The organism is Cyclobacterium jeungdonense, assembly GCF_010994275.1.
Taxonomy (GTDB): Bacteria; Bacteroidota; Bacteroidia; order Cytophagales; family Cyclobacteriaceae; genus Cyclobacterium; species Cyclobacterium jeungdonense.
Genome location: NZ_WMCD01000001.1, coordinates 1,290,313 through 1,314,003, shown reverse-complemented (window position 1 = coordinate 1,314,003; position 23,691 = coordinate 1,290,313). Strand labels below are relative to the sequence as shown.

Sequence of the window (23,691 nt, the reverse complement as noted above, 5' to 3'; positions counted from 1 at the left end):
GTAAATTGAGAGAGAAAATTGAGAACAGACTGGAAATACCGCCTGATGCTAGCTTTTCAAATGGGAGTGCTATACACCCTTGGAATTTGGGCAATGGACTATTTGTCGGCAGATAACAAGGTGGATTCGCTGAACAGTTTACTGTTCAAGGGGCTGTTTTTCGGTATTACTTTTGGTCTGGTATTTCCTTACCTTTTTAATGCATTGGCCGGAAAAGTATTTACCAAAATGGGTGCAAACATTCATCCGGTGCTGGAGCCAACTGAAATAATTGAAAAGGAGGGACCCGCTACCTTATTTAAAGGGCTTGAAGGTGTGGGGGGAAAGCTGTTTTTGACCAATAAAAGAGTTATTTTTAAGTCTCACCAATTAAATATCCAACGGGGACAAACGGATATAGACTTCTCTTCGATCAGCGGGATCGAAAAGAGAATGGTGAACAAACGGGGAAATGCGCGTATCGTTATCCGTACGAAAACCGGTAAGGAATATCAATTGGTCGTTTATAAGCCAGAGCTGTGGAATACGGAAATAAACGAAAGAATAACCAGGTAGTAAAAAGCAGGTGGTTGGAATTTTAAGCATTTCTTAAGATTCATTTAATGGATACTTAAGCGAGTAATAGGGATATTTGGTAGATGAGAATTTTGATAGTTGAAGACGAGCAGGGAATTGCGGCTTTTCTTAAGCAAGGATTAGAGGAAGAGTCTTTTGCTGTAGATGTGGCCGATGGGGGCAAATCGGGCCTGAGGATGGCTTTGTCGGGAGAGTACGATATCCTTTTGTTGGACTGGATGCTCCCGGGATTAAGCGGTATTGAAATTTGCAGGCAGTTCAGAAAGGAATTCCCAATCACTCCTGTCATTTTTCTAACCGCTAAGGACACGCTTGACGAAACCTTATTTGGTTTGCAGTCTGGGGCAAATGATTACATAAAAAAGCCCTTTCATTTCGAAGAAATCCTGGAGCGAATCAAAGTGCAACTAAGACCAAAGATGGGGGAGCATTCCCTTTTTACCTTGGGGATAATTACGCTTAATACGGAAACCCATCAGGTATTTAAAGGAAACGAAGAAATTCATCTCACCCAGAAGGAATTTGCATTACTGGAATACCTTATCCGCAACAAAGGCAAGGTATGCCGAAGAAGCCGCATTATCGAAAGTGTATGGGATATACAGTTCGAATACAATACGGGTGTTATCGATGTGTATATCAATGCATTGCGAAAGAAACTTTCCTTATCCGATGATGAAAATTACATTCAGACCGTTCGTGGTGTGGGATACATTGCAAAAGAATTATGAGTCTTAGCTTCCAAAATAGAATAGCCTTCCATTATTTGGTGGCAACCGCCATTATCATGGCAGTTGCTTTTGGAACTATTTTCTTGATTGTCAAAGGTACGGTAATACAGAACCTGGACAATGATTTGTCCTATGAAGCCGAAAAGCATTTAAATGAGATAGAATTCGCTGAGGATAGCATTCAATTTATTAACAAGGAAGAATGGCAGGAGCGTGAGCATACAGAGACCCAGGTAAACCCGGTTTTTATTCAATTGAATAACAAACAAGGATTGGTTATGGATAGATCGCCCAACCTGAAGCAAGATTTTTTAATTTTTAAGGGGGCCACGGATGGTGGGCATTATAATGCCGAACTCACAGATAAACCGATAAGGCAAGTTCAATTGCCAATACAAGATAATGACGAAATTAGAGGATATATTATTGCGGCCATTTCCTCCGAATCTGCCTTTTCTGTCATTACAAGATTGAGAAATGTACTACTTGCTTCCTATTTCGTGATTTTGATAGGCTTATATTATGTATCCCGATTTTTGGCTGGGAGAAGTATGAGTCCTATTCAGGAAATGACACGTACCATTACCCATATCACTCAAAACAACCTGAATGAGAGAGTAACATTGCCTAAAAATCAGGATGAAATTTTCTTCCTTTCTTCCAGCTTCAATGATTTACTGAAGCGTATTGAAAAGGCCATTGAAAAGGAAAAGCAATTTACTTCGGATGCATCTCATGAACTCAGGACCCCCCTTGCCACCTTGCGGGGTACCCTGGAGGTGCTGATCAGGAAGCCAAGATCCCAACAGGAATACGAAGAAAAGATACTTTACAGTCTTGAAGAAATAGACCGAATGACGGCCACCTTGGAGCAACTCCTCATGTTGGCCCGCCTAGAAACTTCTGCAGGAAGCAAAAAGGATTCCTTTATCCCTATTTCAACGCTCCTGGAGGAATCAATAGCGCGGTTTAAAAACCTGATTAAAGAGAAAAAATTGAAAATAAATCTACGCATCAATCAATCCGAAAAGGCACTTTTGCCTCATTTCTACAGCAATATCATTGTGGACAATATCCTAAACAATGCCATTAAATATTCGAAAAATGGGGGGACGATAAGTATCGGTGTGGATATTGTCGGCGGACGAATTATCTGTAATGTTAAGGATGAAGGAATCGGAATTAAAGAGGAGGATTTAAACAATATTTACGACAGTTTCTATCGATCTGATGCTTTAAATCACAGGCAAATTCCGGGAAATGGCCTGGGACTGGCTATTGCAAAGAAATGTGCCAACGCCATTCAAGCTGAATTGAATGTCAGCAGCACCTTTGGTCAGGGTACCAATGTAATGATTACTTTTTAGCCAATCCAGAAATAGAAAATCCAATTGAGACCTAAAAGCCTACCTGCTATGTCGCCAAAAAGAGGCATAGTATGAGAAATCCAAGGGACAGTTAATCGGACCATTAAATCATTCATAAAAGTTACGGACATTGGGCTGCTTTTCTGCTTGCTATTGATGTCACCTGATCGACCGAAGGTCTTGGAATCACCGTATCTGCAGCAGAGGAAACCAATAATTTTGGCTTCTTTCCGGGCATATGACTAAAATACCTCCCGATCTTAAGCCAATCTTAAGAAAGTCTTGAGAAAGGCTTTAGGACTGTTCGGCTACATTTGAAGAGTAATACCAAATGCAGCCCATCAATGTTAGAGAAGATCATACAATACAGTATTCACCACAAACTGATCGTGCTTTTATTCTCAGCCGGAGTGATCGCTTTTGGAATTTATTCCCTCACTGAGATTCCCATTGGAGCTGTTCCAGATGTCACCAACAATCAGGTACAAATCATCACCACTTCGCGAAATTTGGCAACTGAAGACGTGGAGAAATTCCTTACCTATCCGGTAGAGTTGGAAATGGCCAACCTGCCTAATGTGAATGAAATAAGGTCCATTTCTAAATTTGGCCTCTCCGTGGTAACGGTAGTTTTTGATGATAAGATTGGTACGTACCTTCCAAGGCAACTTATCGCAGAAAAAATAAAGGCGGCCGAGGAAAAAATCCCTGCTGGATTTGGAAAACCATTCATGGGGCCCATCACCACTGGCCTGGGTGAGATTTATCAGTATGTCATCGAGGTGGATTCGGCAAATCGTGACCGGTATTCATTAGCGGATATGCGTACCATACAAGATTGGGTGGTCAGGCGTCGACTTTCCGGCATACCGGGAGTGGTAGAGGTAAATACCTGGGGCGGTCATCTCAAACAGTACGAAGTGGCGCTCAATCCAGAAAAACTCCGGAGTTTGAATATCTCTATTTCCCAGGCCTTTTCGGCATTGGAAAAAAACAATAGCGTGGCCGGGGGGGGCTACATCGAAAAAACCAACCAAACTTATTTTATCAGAGGGGAAGGCATGGTAGCCTCCCTGGAAGATATAGAAAACATTGTCGTTGAAAACCGAAAAGGCACGCCCGTTTTTATTAAAGATGTCGCTACCGTAGGTTTTGGACATGCCACCCGATTTGGTGCCATAACCGGCAATGGAGAAGGAGAAAAAGTATTGGGGCAAGTGATGATGCTCAAAGGAGCCAACTCAAAAGCTACCATAGAGGCCGTAAAGGAAAGAGTTGCCGAGATATCGGCTGCCCTACCTCAGGGTATCCATATCAATCCATTTTTGGAGCGAAGTGAACTCATCGGTAAAACTACCTTCACTATCGCCGAAAATCTGATTTTAGGATGTTTAATCGTGATTTTTGTCGTAGTGCTGCTGCTTGGCAATATACGATCCGGACTAGTGGTAGCATCTGTCATCCCCATGTGTTTGCTTTTTGCCTTATCCCTCATGTATATCTTCGGAGTGGATGCCAACCTGATGAGTCTGGGTGCCATTGACTTTGGAATTATCATAGATGGTGCGGTGATTATTGTAGAATTTATAGCCTACAAAATAACGGCTGAGAGATCCACATTGATGGCATTGCCCAAAGGAGAAAAACAAAATTACATAGATAAAATCACCCATTATGGTGCCAGCAAAATGATGCATTCTGCTGTATTTGGTCAGCTTATTATCATCATTGTGTTCATTCCCATTCTCTCGTTGGTAGGCGTGGAAGGTAAAATGTTCAGGCCAATGGCCCTGGTGTTTTCATTTGCCTTGATTGGAGCCATGATAATGTGCTTTACATACGTTCCCGTAATGGCTTCTTTGTTTATAAAGCCATCTGACCCTGACAAAAAAACAATTTCCTCCCGCCTCATCACTTTTTTGGAAAACAAGTACAGACCTACCATGGCCTGGGCCCTTCGGGAGAAAAAAATCGTTTTGAGCTTATCAGCCGCCTTGATGATTGTAGTTGGCATTCTCTTTAGTCGCATGGGAGGTGAATTTGTGCCTACACTGGACGAAGGTGATTTTGTTATCCAACCCGTACTTAAAACAGGCACTTCCTTAACCAACACGATAAAAGCCACTACCCGTATGGAAAAGATCCTTTTGCAATTTCCTGAGGTAAAGCAGGTAGTGAGTAGAATTGGAGCTGCAGAAGTACCTACAGACCCCATGTCCATGGAAGAGAGTGATGTCATTATCAAATTGATACCAAAAGGGGATTGGGTTTCAGCCGAAAGCAAGGATCAGTTGGCCAATAAATTCAAGGAAGCACTTTCAGCCAAAATCCCCGGAGTCGACTTTGAGTTTACCCAACCTATCGAAATGCGATTTAATGAATTGATCACCGGAGTGCGTGCCGATTTGGCCATTAAAATTTTTGGTGAGGACCTGGACATTCTTTACAACAAGGCCCTGGAAGTAGAAAAGGCCATTCAACATATAGAAGGAGCAGCCGATATCATCGTGGAGAAAGTGGCGGGTCTCCCACAAATGTCGGTGAATTATAACCGACAAATGATTGCGAAATATGGAATGAATGTGGATGAACTCAACAGCATCATCACCATGGGCTTTGCCGGGAAAGCTGCCGGAACCGTATTTGAAGGAGAAAAGCAATTTGATTTAGTGGTTCGGTTTGATCAGGAACACCACCGGGATTTGGAGGATATTGAAATGGCTACTATTCAACTTCCAAATGGAAATCAAGTACCCCTCAGCGAATTTGCCACCGTTAGCTATACCACCGGGCCGGCCAAAATATCGAGAGACGATACGAAACGAAGAATTGTGGTTGGGGTAAACGTACGGGGCCGGGATTTGGAATCGGTGGTGAAAGACGTGCAGCAGGTCATCAATAGCAAGATTGATTTACCTATTGGTTATACGGTGGAATATGGAGGTCAGTTTGAAAATCTGAGAACGGCCAGAGACCGCTTAATGGTGGCAGTACCCATAGCCCTTATTCTAATATTTATCCTACTCTATTTTGCCTTTAATTCTGTGAAAGAAGCCCTTATTATTTACAGTGCCATTCCCATGTCAGCAGTGGGTGGGGTGATCCTGTTGTACATTAGGGATATGCCATTCAGTATTTCAGCAGGGGTTGGCTTTATCGCCCTCTTTGGTATTGCGGTGCTGAACGGAATCGTCCTGATCGAAGAATTTAAAGAGCTCAAGGCGCACGGCATCAAAGACATTAACAAACGGATTTTGATGGGTACCAGGAACCGGTTACGACCTGTACTACTCACGGCATCGGCCGCAGCATTGGGTTTTTTACCCATGGCCATTTCCACTTCCGCCGGAGCAGAGGTGCAAAGGCCCTTAGCTACGGTCGTTGTGGGAGGACTAATTTCGGCGACGGCACTTACACTTGTGGTATTACCCGTTCTTTACGCACTCTTCGATAGAAAAGGGCATTTTCCAAAAGTTAAGGCATCGGCAAAGGGAGTTTTGCTAATGCTTCTAATTTCTCTTCCTGTTTTGGGATATGGTCAAAATCAAAAAATCTCCGCCAATCAGGCCGTGGAAATTGCTTTGGAAAATAATAAGGGCTTAAAGGCCTCTTTTCAACGAGTGGAGCAAAGCAAGCAATTGTTGGGAAGTGCGGTTGACATTGGTAAAACGGAGATTTATTATAACGAAGATGAGAATAATATCGCCCGCAATGATTTGGCACTCAATGTTTGGGGTATTAGTCAATCGCTAAAATTCCCAACTGTTTATGGTTCACAGCGGAAGGTGATAAAAGGAGAAATCCAATTAGCTACTGACCAATATGCCATGGATAGCTATCTGGTTACCAGGGAGGTACTGAAAGCTTACTATGAAATTGTCTACTGGCAGGAGATGCTTGCCAATTTCAGCTACCTGGATAGTTTGTATAGTTCGTTTGAGTATGCTGCAAACAGGAAGTTTGAGCAGGGCGAGTCCAATTACCTGGAGAAATTAACTGCTGAGACTAAAAGTAAGGAAATTTCTATCCAGCTAAGGCAGATCCAGGAAAGCCAGCAAAAAGCCCGAATAAGGTTAAATAAATGGCTTCAGTCCAACTCGGATTACACGGCAATCAATCAAGCGCTTACCCGATTGGAGTTAATGCCAATGGATACACTTTACCATCCAGCACTTCAATACTATTCAGATGCTTTAGAACTGGCCGATAGAAAAATTAACCTGGAAAAACAGCAACTGCTGCCTGATTTGAAAGCTTCTGTATTTCGGGGTACCAATAATGGAACCGGGATTCAAAGCTATTCAGGCTTTCAGCTAGGTCTTGGGATTCCACTATGGTTCGGAGCTCAAAAGTCAAAAATAAATGCGGCCAAAACCGGGGCTTCCATTTTAACATCTCAATCAGAAAACTATAAAATGCAGTTGACTTCTCAATATCAGTCATTGCGGTCAGACTTGAAAAAATACGAAGAGGGGATTAACTATTACCACATGTCAGGAAGAAAGCTTTCGGAAGAAACCCTTATCCATGCCACAAAGGCCTTTCAAAACGGTGAAATTGACTTTCTCCAGTACATCCAATTGCTGGAAAATGCGAAGACCATCGAAACAAACTATCTCAGCACCCTTTTTCAGTACAACATGACCGTACTGGAAGCAAACTACTTAATGAATTAATATGAACCCCGCATACTTAAAAACCAGAAGTAATTCCTCCATAAAAAGGTACGCCTTTGGCTTCTGGGTCATTGCCGCTACTATTGGACTGTCTTCTTGTTCCTCCGGTTCGGATCCGGATATCACCACGGATATTGCTCAGGAATCATCAGGTGTGGAAACCTATGAAGTGACGAAAACTCAATTTGAGTCTTCCCACATGGCCTTGGGAACCATGCAAATGGTGCCCTTTCATGAAGTGGTTAAGGCCAAAGGCATGATCGATGTACCCCCCGAAAACCGGGCCGCGGTAAGCAGCTACTTTGGCGGAACGGTGAAAGAAATCAATTTATTACCGGGCCAAAGCGTGAAAAAAGGGCAAGTGCTATTCGTTCTCGAAAATCCGGATTATGTACAAATCCAACAGGATTTTCTGGAAGCAAAGGGGCAATTGGCCTATCTCCAATCTGACTATGAGCGACAGAAAAACCTGGTTCAGGACAGTATCAGTTCTCAAAAGAAATTTCTTAAAGCTGAATCGGACTATACGGTCACGAGAGCCAGGGTAGCATCCTTAGGCAAGAAATTGGCGCTTATGAACATCGATCCCAGTACATTCACCATTGAAAACATCCGCACCAGCCTTTCTGTACGATCTCCTATAAGCGGGTATGTGACGGAAGTGGCCATTTCACAAGGCGCGTTCTTAACCCCATCCCAGATGGCGGTTTCCATTGTCAATACAGATCATGTTCATTTGGAATTGAACGTGTTTGAGAAGGACCTGGCAAAAATAAGTGTTGGACAACCCATTCGTTTCAGGATTCAGGAAGATAGTAGTAAAGAATACGAAGCGGCCATTTATTTAATCAGTAAAACCATTGACCCGGAAGAAAGAACGGTGGGGATTCATGGGCATTTAGTGGACGAAAAACTTGCGGAAAGATTTAATCCCGGTATGTATGTCGAAGCAGTTATTTATACTACCTCAGAAGAAAAATGGGCATTGCCCAAAGATGCGTTGGTTGAAATCGAGGGAAACTTTTATGTGTTAACACTTCAAAATAATTTGGAAACAGGCTATACGTTAATAAAAAGGGAAGTCAAAACAGGCCTCTCCAATAATACCCATGTTGAAATCTTAGATTCCCCGGGCCTGGATGAAACCACCAAATTCCTTCTTAACGGAACATTTAATCTTATTAAAGAATAGGGATGTGTAAAGGATATTTTCACTTAGGTAAATGACTATGAAAACCAGGAATTATTTAGTTGTATTGCTAATATTAGCTCGGGTATCAACAGTGAGTGCACAGGAATGGCAATTAGATCTTAAAGATGCCCAAAAATTAGCACTGGAAACTGACCGAAAGATCGTTTTGGTTTTTTCGGGTTCGGACTGGTGTGCACCTTGCATCAAGTTGGATAAGGAAATATGGCAATCGGCCGAATTTCAGACATATGCCAGGGAAAACTATGTCATGTTGCGCGCAGATTTTCCCCGGAAAAAAGCCAATCAATTATCAGAAGCACAGGCAATCAAGAATGGAAAATTAGCCGAAAAGTACAACCCTAATGGCTACTTCCCACTGGTGGTAATTTTGGATAATAAGGCTGAGGTATTGGGGGAAACGGGCTATAAAAAAATGAGTCCACAGGAGTATATCAGCCATTTAAACAGTTTTAATCCCTGAGCAATGGGTCGGTTATGTTTCATAATCATAGTGGTGTTTGGTGTACAGGTAACAAACGCCCAGCAGGTTTTTCATCGCACTACCCTATTAATGGGGAGTCGCTTTGACTTAACTGTAGTAGCAGCTAATGAGCAAGAAGCTGAGGTCTTCCTGGACACTGCTATTGCTGAAATTACCCGAATCGAACGGTTAATATCCTCCTGGGACCCTAAATCACAAACCTCGGCAATCAATGCAAACGCAGGAATTAAACCTATTAAAGTAAACAAAGAATTATTTGATTTAATAACCCGGTCCATTGCCATATCTGAACTCACGGATGGGGCTTTTGACATCAGTTACGCCTCAATGGATCGGGTTTGGAAGTTTGATGGAAGTATGACGCAAATGCCTACCGCCGAAGAGGTGAAAAAATCGGTAGAAATGGTTGGGTATGAAAAAATTATCCTTGATTCCGAAAAGCAAACTGTTTTTCTCAGTCAAAAGGGAATGAAAATAGGCTTTGGTGCTATTGGTAAAGGCTACGCAGCGGATAAAGCCAAACAACTATTGATGGGTAAAGGAGCGATTGCAGGGATTATTAATGCTTCCGGAGACATGAATACCTGGGGTAAACAGCCCGATGGTAGCGATTGGAAGGTAGCCATTACCAATCCGATGAACAAGAACATTGCCTTTGCTGAATTGCCACTCAAGCAGGGGGCAGTAGTCACTAGCGGGGATTACGAAAAGTTTGTGGAGTTTGACCAGGTGCGGTACGCCCATATCATCAATCCCCAAACCGGATATCCGGCCACCGGTATTATCAGTGTGACGGTTTTTGCACCCAGTGCTGAACTGGCAGATGCACTGGCCACTTCTGTTTTCGTCATGGGAAAAGATGTAGGCCTTGACCGGATTAATCAGTTGCCCAACGTAGCCTGCATCATCATAGACGATCAGGGGAATATTCACAAATCGGAACGTATTAGAATCAATGAAGAATAAAATCCTTTTTGTCGCCATGATATTGCTTGGCATGAATGCTTGCGTAGCAATAAAATCATATGAAAAAGTAAATATCAATGATCCGGACATGGAATTGGTTGATCGAAAGTCGAGAAAATTTGAAACCAGTTTTCAGGTTTATCGGGAGGGTGCAGCGGGTGCCAATGGAGGAAAATCTGGAGGTGGTTGTGGTTGTAATTGAACGGTTTTAAATCATGAAAATTGTTAGTTTCCTTCTTCTTTGGGCTCTTCCATTTTTGGTTTTGGCACAAAATAATAAAGACAGCACTTCTGTTTTTAAAAAACGCGTCCTGGAAAATGTAGAAATTGATATTCTTGCCAGCTATTACGAGCAGGATGGAAAAAATGCGGCAGTGACCGGGGGCATTGGTACGGAAGAGCTTAGTGACCTTGCTTCGGATATTTTTATTTCTATACCCCTGAATGATGATGATGTGTTGCGAATAAACGCCACTGTTTCTGCCTACACCTCGGCATCGTCCAGTAACCTGAATCCGTTTTCAGGGGCTTCCAGAGGTGAAGACGATGACGATGATCATGACGACGATGAGGACGATGATTATGAAGATAATGGAAACAATAGCGGTGAAAACACAGGTACCCCCTGGGCAGCTTCATCGGGTGCTTCAAGAAAAGACACCTGGGCAGCATTTAATGCCAGTTACACTCATTCATCGGAGGACAGAAATTCCATTTATTCAGCCAATTTAAATTTCGCTAATGAATACGATTACACCTCATTTGGTGCAGGAATAGGAGTTGTTCGGCTATTCAACCAAAAAAACACCGAATTAAGCCTGAATACCGCAGTTTATTTAGATACCTGGCGACCAGAATATCCAACGGAAATAAAAACATTTGTAAAGGAAAAGGGAGACTTAAATGCTGATTTTTTTGAAGGTGTAAGTATTTTAAGCCAGAATGGGACAGCAATAAATAAAAATGCCGCTGATGCATGGAGGCCTTTTAATACCACTTTGGTAGACAATGATAAACGAAATACCTATAGTTTTTCCTTAGGGTTTTCACAAATTCTGAGTAAGACTACCCAGCTTTCGGTTTTTACAGACATCACCTACCAGACCGGCTGGTTGTCCAATCCTATGCAACGTGTCTATTTTGCAGACAAGGATAATTTTTATATTGGAAACGCCGAGAGTATTCCGTTTTATACCGAGCCTAAAAACAAAGATGTTTTCCAACTGGCAGATGATATCGAGCGGCTTCCTGGCAGTCGTATTAAACTACCAATAGGAGTGAGGCTCAATCAGTATGTGACTGAATACCTGGTATTGCGAAGCTATTACCGCTATTACACGGATGATTGGGGTATTCACTCGCACACCGTTAATATGGAATTGGCCATAAAACTTGGGCAACACTTCACCTTCTACCCAAGTTATCGGTTTTACAACCAGACAGCAGCTACTTACTTTGCACCTTTTGAGGAACTAGTTTCCAGCAGTGCTTACTATACCTCTGATTTTGACCTTTCCACCTACCATGCCGATCAGATTGGGTTCAGTATGAAATACACAGACATTTTTACATCGGCTCATCTGTGGAGATTTGGTTTGAAAGGACTAACGATCGATTATAGTAATTATGCGCGCAATACGGGTTTAAAGGCAGGTATTTTGTCCTTTGGTGCCGGTTTTGTTTTTACCGATTAGGCGTTTACAATGGTTAGTTTGCAAATTTAGAAAAACGACTTTTTAAACTGGCAGCCGTCATGGCTTAAAAAAACATTTGTTGAATCAAAAAACTTTTTAAAAAACGGGTATCCCCTGTCATATAAAACTAACTTTTAGGCACTAATGGGTAAGAATGAAAAAACGGCAACTGGAAAACCTCCTTAAAGAACTTCACCAAGAAGCTTACCACTGGTCAAGACAGTGCTGCTCATTTGATGAGGATTTGGCCAAGGATGTGTTGCAACAGGTTTATTTGAAAATTCTCGAAGGGAAAGCCATCTATAAAGAAAAGTCCCAAATCAAAACCTGGCTGTTTTCTGTAATACGGTTTACTGCTTTGGAATGGAAAAAAAAGGCGAAAAACACCTATTCACTTGAAGCGGAATTTGATGTAGCAGAAACAGAGCAAGAAATCAATGCTGCTTCACATGAAGAATTGATAGAAAAGCTGCCAGAAAGACAAAAGGAGGTTTTACTATTGGTTTTCTATCACAATCTGACCTTGGAGAAAGCCGCCGAGATTATGGAAATCAGAATCGGTTCAGTTAGGACTCATTATGACAGAGGAAAAAGAAACCTCAAAGAGCTTATCTTAAAAAAGACACTGCATGAAAACAATAGATAATTCCGAAGACCAAGACTTTCAGGATTTCTTTAGCGAAATGAAAGCAAAGGATTCGGCAATTGCGGTTCCCCAATTTCCAAGAATCAGGAAATCTAAATCATGGGGTTTGATTCCAATAGGAATTGCGGCTTCCTTGGCTTTATTGGCTTGGTTTTACAGGGGGGATGGGTCCATCCAACCTTTGGATCACGACGTAATCATCATTACCCTGGAAGAAGGACAAAACAATGAGCTCCAATTCAAAATCGAATCCACTACCGAATTGGAATCTTGGGAATCCCCAACTTCTTCCCTATTGACGGATTTTTAACCAAAATTTAATTTACATGAAATCGAGCATGACGACTATGTCACACAGTGGGATGATTATGAAGCATGCGAGATTCTCCCGATTAAAGATCGGGACAGGCTATCTGACCGTTGAAAAAAAATTATAAACAGATGAAAAAGCTATTGATAATTGGGATAATACTATGTTCAGGTGCAGTCAATGCTCAGGATATATTTCAGGAAGCCCTGTATTCGTCCAACCTGGTATTGCAAAACAGTTTTGCCATTTCCCTTACGGACCAACAGTTAGAAAAAATCAAAAAGATACATAACCAAAGTTCCAAAGCATTCTTTAACGGCAAATTGGATCTGGATGTAGCTTCTGCAAAGTTAAAGAAAATGCTCAGCGAGACCAAACCCAACCCTGAGGCAGTTTCCAAGCAACTGGATATTGTATTAAGCTTGGAAAATTCATTGAAGAGAGAGAAGTTATCAACTTTGGTTGCCATTAAAAATGAACTCAACGAAACCCAGCAAAAAGAGCTTTCGGAACTGAAAGGTGTCAGTAATATTAAGGATTATGATTTTTCCAATAAGCCATTGACTATTGGGCCATTGGATATTGTGAATGGTACTGAAAGCAAATCAGCTGGTGATGCCAACAATAATTCAAAGGTAAAAATCAGACTTTCAGCAGATTCTGAAAACAGTCCGTTGGTGTTAATTTCAACAATTGACGGAATGGTTCAGGTTGAAGATATAGATAAAATAAGTTCAGAGGACATTTCAGGCTTGTCGGTCATAAAAGACAAATGGGTTATCGATAAATATGGTGAAAAAGCGAAAAACGGAGTGGTAATTATCACGTTGAAAAAGGACATTCAGGAGTAATTTGAGAAGTAGAACAAAAAAGACCTTTGGGATTTTTAAAATCCTGTAGTCTAAGATAGAAAACATCAGGTATTTCCTCTTTTGTTTTGAGTCAAGAATTGCTAATTTGTCAGCTATTCTATTCTCTAAAATAACCTTTCATGCATCGTACCTTTTGTTGCTGCCTTTCTGCCCTGGCTTTTTATGCCTGTTCGTCAGGCACTACCGATCAATCAGTCCAGGCTGAGAATCCCAAACCGAATATCGTATACATCCTGGCGGATGACCTGGGCTATGGAGATTTGGGATTTACCGGACAGGAGTACATAAAGACTCCTAATCTGGATAAACTGGCAGCGGAAGGAATGTTCTTTACCGCTCATTATTCCGGGTCTACCGTTTGTGCACCCGCTAGAAGCGCGCTGATTTCTGGCTTGCATACCGGTCATGCCCCAGTCCGAGGAAATTACGAAATCCAGCCAGAAGGACAGTATCCCTTACCGGATTCCGTTTTTACCGTTTTCGAATCCCTGAAAGCCAGCGGGTACACCACCGGGGCCTTTGGCAAGTGGGGGCTGGGGTATCCTGGCTCCGAAGGAGATCCAACCAACCAGGGGGTGGATGTTTTTTACGGATACAATTGTCAGCGTATGGGGCATAATTACTACCCTTACCACCTTTGGCACAATCAGGACTCGGTGGTTTTGGAAGAAAATGCCGGTGAAAATCTCAACTTATATGCTCCGAATCTGATCCACGAGCAAACTTTAAAATTTATTGAAGACAATCAGGAGAAACCTTTTTTTCTGTATGTACCCAGCATCATTCCCCATGCGGAACTGATCGCTCCGGAGGAGGAAATGGCGGAGCATATGGGGAGGTTTGAAGAAACACCTTACAAGGGGGTGGACGAAGGTCCTACGTATAAAATAGGAGGATATATGTCGCAGGAAAACCCCAGGGCAGCTTTTGTGGCCATGGTAGAACTGTTGGACAAGCAGGTCGGAGAGATCCTGGCTAAGCTGGACCAGCTAGGTCTGAGAGAAAATACGTTGGTGGTGTTTACTTCAGATAACGGACCGCACCTGGAAGGTGGAGCGGATCCTGACTTTTTCAATAGTAACGGCCCTTACCGGGGTTACAAGCGAGACCTGTACGAAGGCGGAATTCGGGTACCCATGATTGCCAATTGGCCAGGAAAAATCCAGCCCGGAAGGAGCGGTCATCCATCTGCTTTTTGGGATGTGTATGCCACCCTGGCTGAACTGTCTGGTTCGGAAGTACCCGAAAATACGGATGGGATTTCCTTCGTTCCGACCTTAATGGGAAATCTGGAACAGCAAGCCACGCATGAATACCTCTATTGGGAGTTTATCGAGCAGGGAGGCAAGCAAGCGGTTCGAAAGGGTGATTGGAAGGCTATTCGACTCAATTTGAATAAAGATCCAAACCCTCCCATTGAATTGTACAACCTGGCCGTAGATCCAGGAGAGCAAAACAACCTGGCCGATCAGCACCCCGAACGGGTGGCGGAATTAAAGGAATTGATGGAGTCCAGCCACCAACCCAATCCAATATTCAAATTATATGTTGATGAGATCAATAAATAGTCCCATAAGCTCTTAACCCCCAAACCATGGCGAAACCCTATTTTAAAATTCCGGTATATTTGGTTTTTTTCATTTCATTCCTTTTTTCATGCAATGAGGAAGCCCAAAATCCCCCCAACGTGTTGTTTATTCTGGTAGACGATTTGGGCTATGCGGATCTGGGATTTTCGGGATCCCCCTTTCACGAGACGCCTAATATCGACCAATTGGCCAGCCAAAGTTTTCAGTTTACGCATGGCTATTCCGGAAGTAGGGTATGCAGCCCGGCCAGGGCCACCATTATGACAGGACAATTTACGGCCAGTCATGGGATTACCGATTGGATCGGCGCCAAAACCGGTACCGATTGGCGCAGTCACCAGCGCCACGATCCCATGTTGCCTGCTGACTACCAGCACCAACTTTCTGCTGAAGCCACTTCCCTGGCAGAAGCCTTTAAGCAAAACGGGTACCGCACGTTTTTCGCTGGGAAATGGCATTTGGGAGATGAAGGGAGTTATCCGGAAGATCATGGCTTTGATGCGAATGTGGCAGGCTGGGACAAGGGATCCCCTGCAGGTGGTTTTTTTTCACCGTATAATAATCCTAAAATAACGGATGGACCCGATGGGGAAAACCTTACCATAAGGCTCGCCAACGAAGTGGCGGATTTTATGAATTCGAGTAAAGAGGAGCCATTTTTTGCTTTTTTATCTTTTTATGCCGTACACGCACCGGTGCAAACCAGCAAAGAAAGGTGGGAAAAGTACAGGGATAAAGCGGAATCCATGGGGATTCAGGAAACGGGATTTGAAATGGGCGAAAAATTACCCTACCGCACTGTTCAGGATAACCCTAACTACGCCGGCTTGGTAGCCTCTGTGGATGACGCGGTAGGTATTGTGCTGGAGAGACTCAGGACCCTTGGATTGGAAGAAAACACCATCGTGGTATTCACTTCGGATAATGGGGGAGTAGTGGCCGGAGATGCCTTTGCTACTACCAATTTGTTTGTTAAAGGAGGCAAGGGTCATCATTGGGAAGGGGGAATACGCGTTCCATACCTGATAAAAGTTCCGGGCAAAACGAAGGGGCAGTCATTGGATTTTCCGGTAGTAGGAGCCGATTTTTATCCTACTTTACTGGACCTGATTGGAGGTAAAGTGGATCCCACCCAGACCATCGAAGGGATGAGTTTAAAACCGTTGCTGGAGGGGGAAAGCTCACCCGAAAGACCGATTTTCTGGCACTATCCCCATTATGGCAACCAAGGTGGCGTACCCTCCGCAATGGTCAGGTTGGGAGATTGGAAGCTGATTCGTTATTTCGAAGACGGACAGGAGAAATTGTATAACATACCTCAAGATCCCTTTGAAGAGGAGGAGGTATCCGAACAAAATCCGCGTATCCATTCCCGTTTATCTGACTTGCTTACTAATTACCTGAAAGAGAAAGCGGTATCCCTTCCTGTGCCAGATCCGGAATTTGATCAGAAGCTTTATAACGAACGCCTCCAGGAGATGGAGCAGGTGCTGATGCCCCGCCTGGAAAAGCAACGTTTGGAATTCCTTAGCAAAGATTGGCAACCCAATCCGGATTGGTGGGGCAGCATGCCGCAGGATTAAAGTGGCCAAAACAACAGAATAAGCGGCACTCCCACAGCTACTACCAGCAGAGTAAGGGGAAGTCCGGGCTTCCAGTAATCCCCAAATCGGTAGCCTCCAGGCCCCAGCACCAGGGTATTGGACTGATGGCCGATGGGCGTAAGAAATGAGGAGGAGGCACCTATGGCGATGCTCATCAAAAACGGATCCGCCGAAAACTCCATACTTTCCGCAATTTGAAGGCCAATGGGTGCCATGAGGACTACCGTGGCGGCATTATTGATCACTGCAGAAAGTAGCATGGTAGTAAGCATAAGCACAATAAGCATGGTCCATGCAGGAAATGAATCAGAATAGATCAGCATGAGTTCCGTTACGGATGCTGCCGCTCCGCTCGTTTCAAAAGCCGTACCTACCGGGATCATCGCGCCCAGCAAGACGATGACGGGCCAGTCTATACTAGTATAAAAATCCTTTAAAGGAAGAATTTTGGTAAACACCATCAACATGGCTGCCAGCGTAAAAGCGATTTCAACTGGTAACCACCCAGCGACAACCAAAAGAATGGAAGAAATAAAAATGCCCAATGCCAACAGCGAGCGATTGGGTTTTCCGAGTTCCACGCTCCGTTGTGCCAGGGGAAGGCACTTCATTTCATTTAGAATGTCCGATAGCTGACTGCTTCGAAGCTGAAGGAGTAATATATCTCCGGCGCGAAAGACTTCATGGTCGATTCGCTTTATTAAGGTCCGGTCTCCACGGGATAAGGCCAGCAGGTTGACATCATAACGGGAACGCATATGAATGTTTGCGGCCGTTTGGCCCACCAAGGGGGAATTTTCCTGTATAATACCCTCCGTGATGCTGATTTCAGATTCATCCTCCACTGCGTTCGAAAAATCTTCGTGCCCCACCAATTTCAGTTCATGGTTGCTAATAAATTCGTCCAGATTTTCTGTATTGGATTCCAGGATCAGGATGTCGTTTTCTTTTAAAAACAAGTAAGGTCCCGGGGCATGGATTCGCTCCTTATCCCGAACAATGGCCAATACTTTCATTTCTTCCTCGTTTCCCAGGAGCAGCTGCCGGATATTTTTCCCGGTTAGATCTGAGTTGGGTTCAATTTTTACCTCTGTGATGTAATTTTCAATTTCAAACAGGGCTTCGTTTGGATCGTTTGATTTTCTTCTGGGGATCATCCGCCAACCTACCAGAGCCACAAACAGCACACCTACCAGGGCAATACCTGCACCGACCGGCGCAAAATCAAACATACCAAAAGGGGCATTGCCGGTTTGAGAGCGAAAGGTGGCTATGATAATATTGGGCGGTGTCCCGATAAGGGTGGTCAGCCCTCCCAACAGAGAGGCAAAGGCAAGGGGCATCAGTACCAGGGAAGGAGAAAGCTTGTTTTTGCGGGAAATCTGAATGGCCACGGGCATGAATAGGGCTAAAGCGCCTATGTTATTCATAAACCCAGAAGCCAGGGCAACGATCCCTGCCATGGCAGCAATTTGCAGGCTGGTATTTTTTCCCACCTTGTCCATCAGCCGCACGATCACATGAACTATGCCCGAATTTTCCAGGCTTTTACTCACAATTAGTACTGCTGCCACGGTAATTACCGCCGGGTGAGCAAATCCGGAAAATGCTTCATCAAATGGTGTCAGCCCTAAAATAGTGAGGGTAAGTAATGCCATTAAGGCGACCAGATCATACCTGATTTTTCCCCAGATAAAAAAAAGCAGGGATAGCCCCAGTATGGCAAAAACAGTGACTTCTTCCATAAAATAGGCTTACAAGGCGATGGGTGCTGCCAAACAGACATCGGGGATGTTAAATGCGTTTACCAACGGGACCGCATCTTTTCGTATTTCCCAGCACAACTGATTGACCATCTTTCGGATCGCTTTGGTTTTTACGCCTTCCATATACCCCTGCTCCAGGTACCAGCCTTTGTGGGTCTCCAACTGGTACAGGGCGTACAAATCACATAATTTCTTCAGAACGTCCTTGATTTTTGGATCAGAAGTTTGATCGGTTTTTTCTATAAATTTTTCCAAAATTACCCGTTCGATGTAGGCTTGTCCCATATTGACCAGGTGATGCTGGGACACGTTTACCGCATCAAAGGGATCCATTCCTTCATCCATTAGCCGCTTCAAGCGCTTTGCTCCGGAATCCAGAATGCTGTTTTCCCGGTATTCAAAAGCACTCAAATGAAATTCCGAATCCAACAGGTGATCTTCGTCTGTATTTCGAATGATCAGCGGGTTCTTTTCCGTAATGGATGTCTTCGTTTTGGAGGCTACGTAATTAATAATGGTAAACAGGTTCATGTTTTCAAATTGCTCCTTATAGGCACTTAAGCGGCTTTTGGCCACCAGTTGCATGAGTACCGTGTTGTCCCCTTCGAAGGTGGTATAGACATCCGTATCGTTTTTCAGGGCATCGATCCGGTTTTCGGATAAGAATCCCTTTCCCCCACAGGCTTCCCTGCATTCTTGTAAAGTGGCAGTGTTTTGCCAGGTTACATAAGATTTCATTCCAGCCGCCAGAGCTTCGATTTCCTGCATTTCTTCCTCCTGTCGTTGGAGAAAGCGATTGGTAACGTATTCCATAGCAAAATGGCAGGCATAGGTTTTTGCCAGCAAAGGGATCAGTCTCCGCTGGTGCATGCGGTAATTTAATATGGGGATCTCTTCCCCGCCCTCGGGACCAAATTGCCGTCGGCGGTCTCCGTAGCGGATGGCAATGGTCAATCCGGATTTGGATGCAGCAAGAGCCGACCGGGGAATGCCTATTCTTCCTCCCACCAAGGTACCCAGCATGGTAAAAAAGCGCTTGTTATCGCTGGCAATCGGGCTTTGAAATTGACCGTCTTCATCCACGGCGGAAAACCGATCCAACATATTTTCCCGGGGGACGACTACCTGATCGAAAGCGATCAATCCGTTGTCCACCCCGTTTAGACCCATTTTTCTCCCACAGTCGGTAATTTTAACTCCTGGTAAGGTATTTCCTTCCTCATCCCGTAAAGGAACCACAAACGTACTGACCCCATAATCTTTTCCATCAATCAAGAGCTTGGCAAAAACGGTTGCCATTTTACCATGCATGGCGGCGTTTCCGATGTATTCTTTCCGGGCATCCTGATGGGGTGTGTGAATGGTAAAGGTTTGGCTTTGGTGGTCATAGTTGGCGGTGGTTTCAATACCTTTTACATTGGATCCGTGATTGGTTTCGGTCATGGCAAAGCAACCGGGAAGTTCCAGCGTTCCTATGGCTTTTAGGTATTTGTCATGATGCTTTTTCGTACCCAGTGACAGGATGCTCATGCCCCAAAGGCCAAATTGCACTCCAAATTTGATTACCATGCTCAGATCCCGGTAGCTCAGCGTTTCCATGACGGTAAAATACGCCTCCATGTCGTCTTTACCTCCATACTCCTCCGGGTATCCAATGGCTCCGTAGCCCTTATCCGCCAGGAGTCTACACCAGGAGAGAACCTGATTGCGGTAGGTTTCCAGATTATCAGGTTGAATATAATCGAAATTATCGGTAGCCAGGAAGGTCTTGAGTGCATCAATCAGGGGTTTTCTCTGCCCATCGAGGATTTCCGTCAGGGCGCTGACATCAAAGTCTACCTGGGTTTCATAACGCGTCGAAATGTTGCTATGAGAAGATTTGAAGCTGAGTGCGGCAGATTTGCCCACGATTCCTAATTCTTTTTCAAGATCGGATAATTCCTTTTCGGCCTGCTCAATGGGAAAGGTGTAGGCAACTTCCGGAGCCGCTTTTCTCAATAATTCGATACCTAGTGAAGTCAGGTTAGGGTAGGTTTTGCTTTCTTCTATGGCAGAAGTGATGGTTTCCCACCAGAATTCCATTTCCTGCCGTTGAGGAGGAGATTCCGGACTGAGTTTTTCCCTCAAAAATTTCTTATCTTCTTCGCTGAGCCAGTCAGCCTGATTTAAAAACGTTATAAATGCCTGGTTTTCCTGATCCTGGATTAGGGTTTCGGACCATACCATGTAAAGGATTGGTAACAAAACCAGTCCTCCTGGTGTCGGTTGATTCGGGGATTGCTGCATGGCTGAAAATTTGGTTTTCTCTTATCAATTAAAAAGATAAGAAAAATAATCCAACCTATGCCTGCTTGCCTGTGAAACTTGAATTTTATTAGAAAAGCAAATGAATTAAAAAGCGGAAGGGGTTCCTTATTCTATTTTATCCCATTCCTCGGTATTATCTATATTCAAAGTATCCGAATTAAAGGTAGGATCCAAACCTTTTTTTCGTTGCTCCACGTAATCCCGCAAGGCATCCATTGCGGGCTTCCTCAATAGGAAAATGGCGATGATGTTTAACCAGGCCATCATACCCACCCCAATATCTCCCAAGGTCCAGGCCAGAGCTGCAGTTCGGATAGTACCGTAGAAAGTAGCAATCAAAATCAACGCCCTCAGTAAAAACAAGGGCCATTTGCGGTTTTCGTCTCCTTGAAGAAAACTCAAATTGGTCTCTGCAATGTAGTAATAAGCCATAATAGTGGTAAAGGCAAAAAACATCAGGGCAATGGCGACAAATCCCGGACCCATATTGGGAAAATGTTCACTGATAGCAAACTGCGTGAATTCAGGTCCTATGGGTACCCCAGGAAGGTTTTCGACGATAAATCCACCTTCCGGATTGATTACATTGTACTGGCCGGTAAAAAGAATCATAAATGCAGTAGCCGTACATATAAATAAGGTGTCAACATAAACCGAAAAAGCCTGCACCAAACCCTGCTTGACAGGGTGACTTACTTCAGCAGCAGCAGCGGCATGCGGAGCAGTTCCCTGACCGGCCTCGTTGCTGTAAATTCCCCTTTTGATTCCCCAGGAAATAGCCATTCCAAAAATACCTCCGAACGTTGACTCCATATTAAAAGCAGAAGTGACAATTAATTTGATCACCCCTGGAATCTCGCTAATATTTAAAATCATAATGATTACAGCCATTAGAATGTAGGCGGCTGCCATAAAGGGGACTACAATCTGAGCCACCTTACCAATTCTTTTTACGCCACCAAAAATAATCAAAGCCAGAAAAAAGCAAATCACCAAACCGGTAATCCAGGTGGGCACCTGAAAGGCATTTTCTACGCTGAGTGCGATGCTATTGCTTTGCACGCCGGGTAAGAAAAAAGCGGTACTCAGAATGGTAGCAAAAGCGAAAAGTACTGCATACCATCTGATTCCCAGTCCTTTTTGTATATAAAAAGCAGGCCCACCCCGATATTGGCCACCCTTGATCTCCTTAAACATCTGACCTAGCGTGGCTTCGATAAAAGCGGAAGCACTACCCAGGAAGGCGATGATCCACATCCAGAATATTGCTCCAGGTCCACCCATCGCGATGGCGGTAGCTACGCCCGCAATATTTCCGGTTCCCACCCGTCCGGAAATAGCGATGGCAAAAGCCTGAAATGAGGTCACCCCTTTATCAGAGGATTCCCCCCCAAACAGAAGTTTGATCATTTCCCGAAAATAGCGAATTTGAAGAAATCTGGTTGTGATGGAAAAATAAATCCCTGCGCCTAAACAAAGGACAATCAAGGCATTACTCCAAATAATATCATTGATGGCGTAAATAATAGATTCCATAGAACAGAAAAGGTTGGCTGCGGTCGATTGGTGTACTGACCACAAAGAAAACCAAAATATGTTTACATTTGCTTTTGACGTCAAAAATTATATGATTTTACCCAAGAAATCCTGATTTTTCCAAAAAAGTGTAGCATTTGAATCCGAATTTCTCTTAAGCTGGAAATGCGGTTGAAATGTTGACCGGAAACAACGTCGGATCTTCAGCCCTCATCCAGTTCTTGGTAGGTAGGGGAAACGATTGTATTCTGTAAATTCATTACATTTGTGCCAAAATGGACGTCGGGAGCCAAAAGAAACCGAACACCCCATGAAATCGAGCATGATGATTGCCGTCACATAGAAGATGATTATCCTCCATGCGAGATTCCATCTGACCAATAAAAAGAAAATAATAAACAGATGAAAGAATTAGGATTGATCAGTACCCTGAGCATTAATCGGTTTACCGACAACGGAGCCTATTTGCAATTAAGCGATGCAGGTGAAGTGCTGATTCCCAAACGCTACTTGAAAGGGGACGAAAAAGAAGGGGATGTATTGGAGGTTTTTGTGTATACCGATAGCGAGGATCGGCCTGTAGCTGTAACCGATCGCCCCGTAGCCCTGCTGGATGAGTTTGCATTGATGCAAGTAAAAGATGTAACGCCAATCGGAGCTTTTTTAGATTGGGGGCTCGAAAAGGACCTCTTTCTTCCCAATTCAGAAATGCGGCAACAAGTTGACAAGGGAGATAAGGTGTTGACCATCGTTTGTCTGGACCATCGAACCAACCGCTTGATAGGAGTAACTAAATACGAAGATTTTATACTATCTGACACCAGCATATTTCAGGAAGGGCAGGAAGTGCAAGCTTTGGTATTTGACCGGACGGACCTGGGATTTAAAGTATTGATAGCGGGTTTTTATGAAGGACTGGTGTACGAAAATGAAGTCTTTCAGGAATTGGAAATTGGACAAACCGTCACGGCCTTTATAAAAAAGATCCGGGAAGATAACAAAATGGACGTGCAATTGACCCCCATTGGCCGGCAAAAATACGAGGAAGGGGCCGATTTCATTCTTGCAAAAGTTAAAGAAACTGGTTTTTTGCCGCTTTCGGATAAATCCGACCCCGATAGCATCCGGGAACACCTGGGGATGAGTAAAAAGCAATTTAAGCAGTGCATCGGTCAACTCTATAAAAAGAAGAAGATTGTAATCAGGGAAGACGGGATTCATTTGCCCTGAAGGATTGGATGCCTAATTTTCGGCAATCATTCCGTTGATTCACCTATTTTCACAGAAAATCCGTTATTTTTACCCGTTGTCTGTGATATCCCATCTTGGTAAAACAGCATTAGAGTATAAGTTCTTT

General features: G+C 43.8%; 18 protein-coding genes. 15 read left to right on the top strand and 3 right to left on the bottom strand.

The features are described from left to right. The first annotated feature begins 18 nt into the window (after positions 1 to 18). From GKS34_RS04965 to GKS34_RS04900, 14 genes are all read left to right on the top strand, one after another. Positions 19 to 555: a GRAM domain-containing protein gene (locus GKS34_RS04965; protein ID WP_163383670.1), complete on the top strand. Its 537-nt coding sequence runs from the start codon at positions 19 to 21 to the stop codon at positions 553 to 555. Between the two features lie 83 nt (positions 556 to 638). After that, positions 639 to 1,307, top strand: coding sequence for a response regulator transcription factor (locus tag GKS34_RS04960; RefSeq protein ID WP_163383669.1), 669 nt, complete (start codon positions 639 to 641; stop codon positions 1,305 to 1,307). Next, positions 1,304 to 2,674 carry a sensor histidine kinase gene (locus GKS34_RS04955; RefSeq protein WP_163383668.1) on the top strand — a complete coding sequence of 457 codons (1,371 nt, stop codon included), beginning with the start codon at positions 1,304 to 1,306 and terminating at the stop codon, positions 2,672 to 2,674. Before GKS34_RS04960 ends, GKS34_RS04955 begins: the two co-directional genes overlap by 4 nt. A gap of 344 nt (positions 2,675 to 3,018) precedes the next feature. Then, positions 3,019 to 7,350 carry a CusA/CzcA family heavy metal efflux RND transporter gene (locus tag GKS34_RS04950; RefSeq protein ID WP_163383667.1) on the top strand — a complete coding sequence of 1,444 codons (4,332 nt, stop codon included), beginning with the start codon at positions 3,019 to 3,021 and terminating at the stop codon, positions 7,348 to 7,350. A 1-nt stretch (position 7,351) separates the two neighbouring features. Continuing rightward, positions 7,352 to 8,542: an efflux RND transporter periplasmic adaptor subunit gene (locus GKS34_RS04945; protein WP_240459197.1), complete on the top strand. Its 1,191-nt coding sequence runs from the start codon at positions 7,352 to 7,354 to the stop codon at positions 8,540 to 8,542. 37 nt (positions 8,543 to 8,579) lie between these two features. Next, the gene (locus GKS34_RS04940; protein WP_163383666.1) at positions 8,580 to 9,023 is read left to right on the top strand and encodes a thioredoxin family protein; all 444 of its coding nucleotides are present in this window, start codon (positions 8,580 to 8,582) and stop codon (positions 9,021 to 9,023) included. Positions 9,024 to 9,026: 3 nt separating this feature from the next. Then, positions 9,027 to 10,010: an FAD:protein FMN transferase gene (locus GKS34_RS04935; protein ID WP_163383665.1), complete on the top strand. Its 984-nt coding sequence runs from the start codon at positions 9,027 to 9,029 to the stop codon at positions 10,008 to 10,010. Beyond that, the gene (locus GKS34_RS04930; protein WP_163383664.1) at positions 10,000 to 10,212 is read left to right on the top strand and encodes a DUF4266 domain-containing protein; all 213 of its coding nucleotides are present in this window, start codon (positions 10,000 to 10,002) and stop codon (positions 10,210 to 10,212) included. Before GKS34_RS04935 ends, GKS34_RS04930 begins: the two co-directional genes overlap by 11 nt. Before the next feature lie 13 nt (positions 10,213 to 10,225). After that, on the top strand, positions 10,226 to 11,704 hold the full coding sequence (locus tag GKS34_RS04925; RefSeq protein WP_163383663.1) for a DUF3570 domain-containing protein: 1,479 nt from the start codon (positions 10,226 to 10,228) through the stop codon (positions 11,702 to 11,704). 154 nt (positions 11,705 to 11,858) lie between these two features. Beyond that, the gene (locus GKS34_RS04920) at positions 11,859 to 12,350 is read left to right on the top strand and encodes an RNA polymerase sigma factor (protein ID WP_163383662.1); all 492 of its coding nucleotides are present in this window, start codon (positions 11,859 to 11,861) and stop codon (positions 12,348 to 12,350) included. Next, the gene (locus tag GKS34_RS04915) at positions 12,334 to 12,660 is read left to right on the top strand and encodes a hypothetical protein (protein WP_163383661.1); all 327 of its coding nucleotides are present in this window, start codon (positions 12,334 to 12,336) and stop codon (positions 12,658 to 12,660) included. The genes GKS34_RS04920 and GKS34_RS04915 overlap by 17 nt, the downstream gene beginning before the upstream one ends. Before the next feature lie 131 nt (positions 12,661 to 12,791). Next, positions 12,792 to 13,511, top strand: coding sequence for a Spy/CpxP family protein refolding chaperone (locus GKS34_RS04910; protein ID WP_163383660.1), 720 nt, complete (start codon positions 12,792 to 12,794; stop codon positions 13,509 to 13,511). A 140-nt stretch (positions 13,512 to 13,651) separates the two neighbouring features. Next, positions 13,652 to 15,100 carry an arylsulfatase gene (locus tag GKS34_RS04905; protein WP_163383659.1) on the top strand — a complete coding sequence of 483 codons (1,449 nt, stop codon included), beginning with the start codon at positions 13,652 to 13,654 and terminating at the stop codon, positions 15,098 to 15,100. A 26-nt stretch (positions 15,101 to 15,126) separates the two neighbouring features. Continuing rightward, positions 15,127 to 16,704, top strand: coding sequence for a sulfatase (locus tag GKS34_RS04900; protein ID WP_163383658.1), 1,578 nt, complete (start codon positions 15,127 to 15,129; stop codon positions 16,702 to 16,704). On the opposite strand, the gene GKS34_RS04895 is transcribed toward GKS34_RS04900, so the two are convergent. The 3 genes from GKS34_RS04895 to GKS34_RS04885 form a co-directional block, all read right to left on the bottom strand. Next, positions 16,701 to 18,470 (bottom strand): SLC13 family permease, encoded by a 1,770-nt coding sequence (locus GKS34_RS04895; protein WP_163383657.1) that lies wholly within the window; start codon positions 18,468 to 18,470, stop codon positions 16,701 to 16,703. The two genes, GKS34_RS04900 and GKS34_RS04895, sit on opposite strands and share 4 nt — an antisense overlap. A gap of 9 nt (positions 18,471 to 18,479) precedes the next feature. Then, positions 18,480 to 20,777, bottom strand: coding sequence for an acyl-CoA dehydrogenase family protein (locus GKS34_RS04890; RefSeq protein WP_163383656.1), 2,298 nt, complete (start codon positions 20,775 to 20,777; stop codon positions 18,480 to 18,482). A 126-nt stretch (positions 20,778 to 20,903) separates the two neighbouring features. Next, the gene (locus GKS34_RS04885; RefSeq protein ID WP_163383655.1) at positions 20,904 to 22,334 is read right to left on the bottom strand and encodes an alanine/glycine:cation symporter family protein; all 1,431 of its coding nucleotides are present in this window, start codon (positions 22,332 to 22,334) and stop codon (positions 20,904 to 20,906) included. A 402-nt stretch (positions 22,335 to 22,736) separates the two neighbouring features. Between GKS34_RS04885 and GKS34_RS04880 the strand changes: the two genes are divergently transcribed. Beyond that, entirely contained in the window at positions 22,737 to 23,564 is an 828-nt protein-coding gene (locus GKS34_RS04880) for a CvfB family protein (protein WP_163383654.1), read from the top strand. Positions 23,565 to 23,691: the final 127 nt, after the last annotated feature.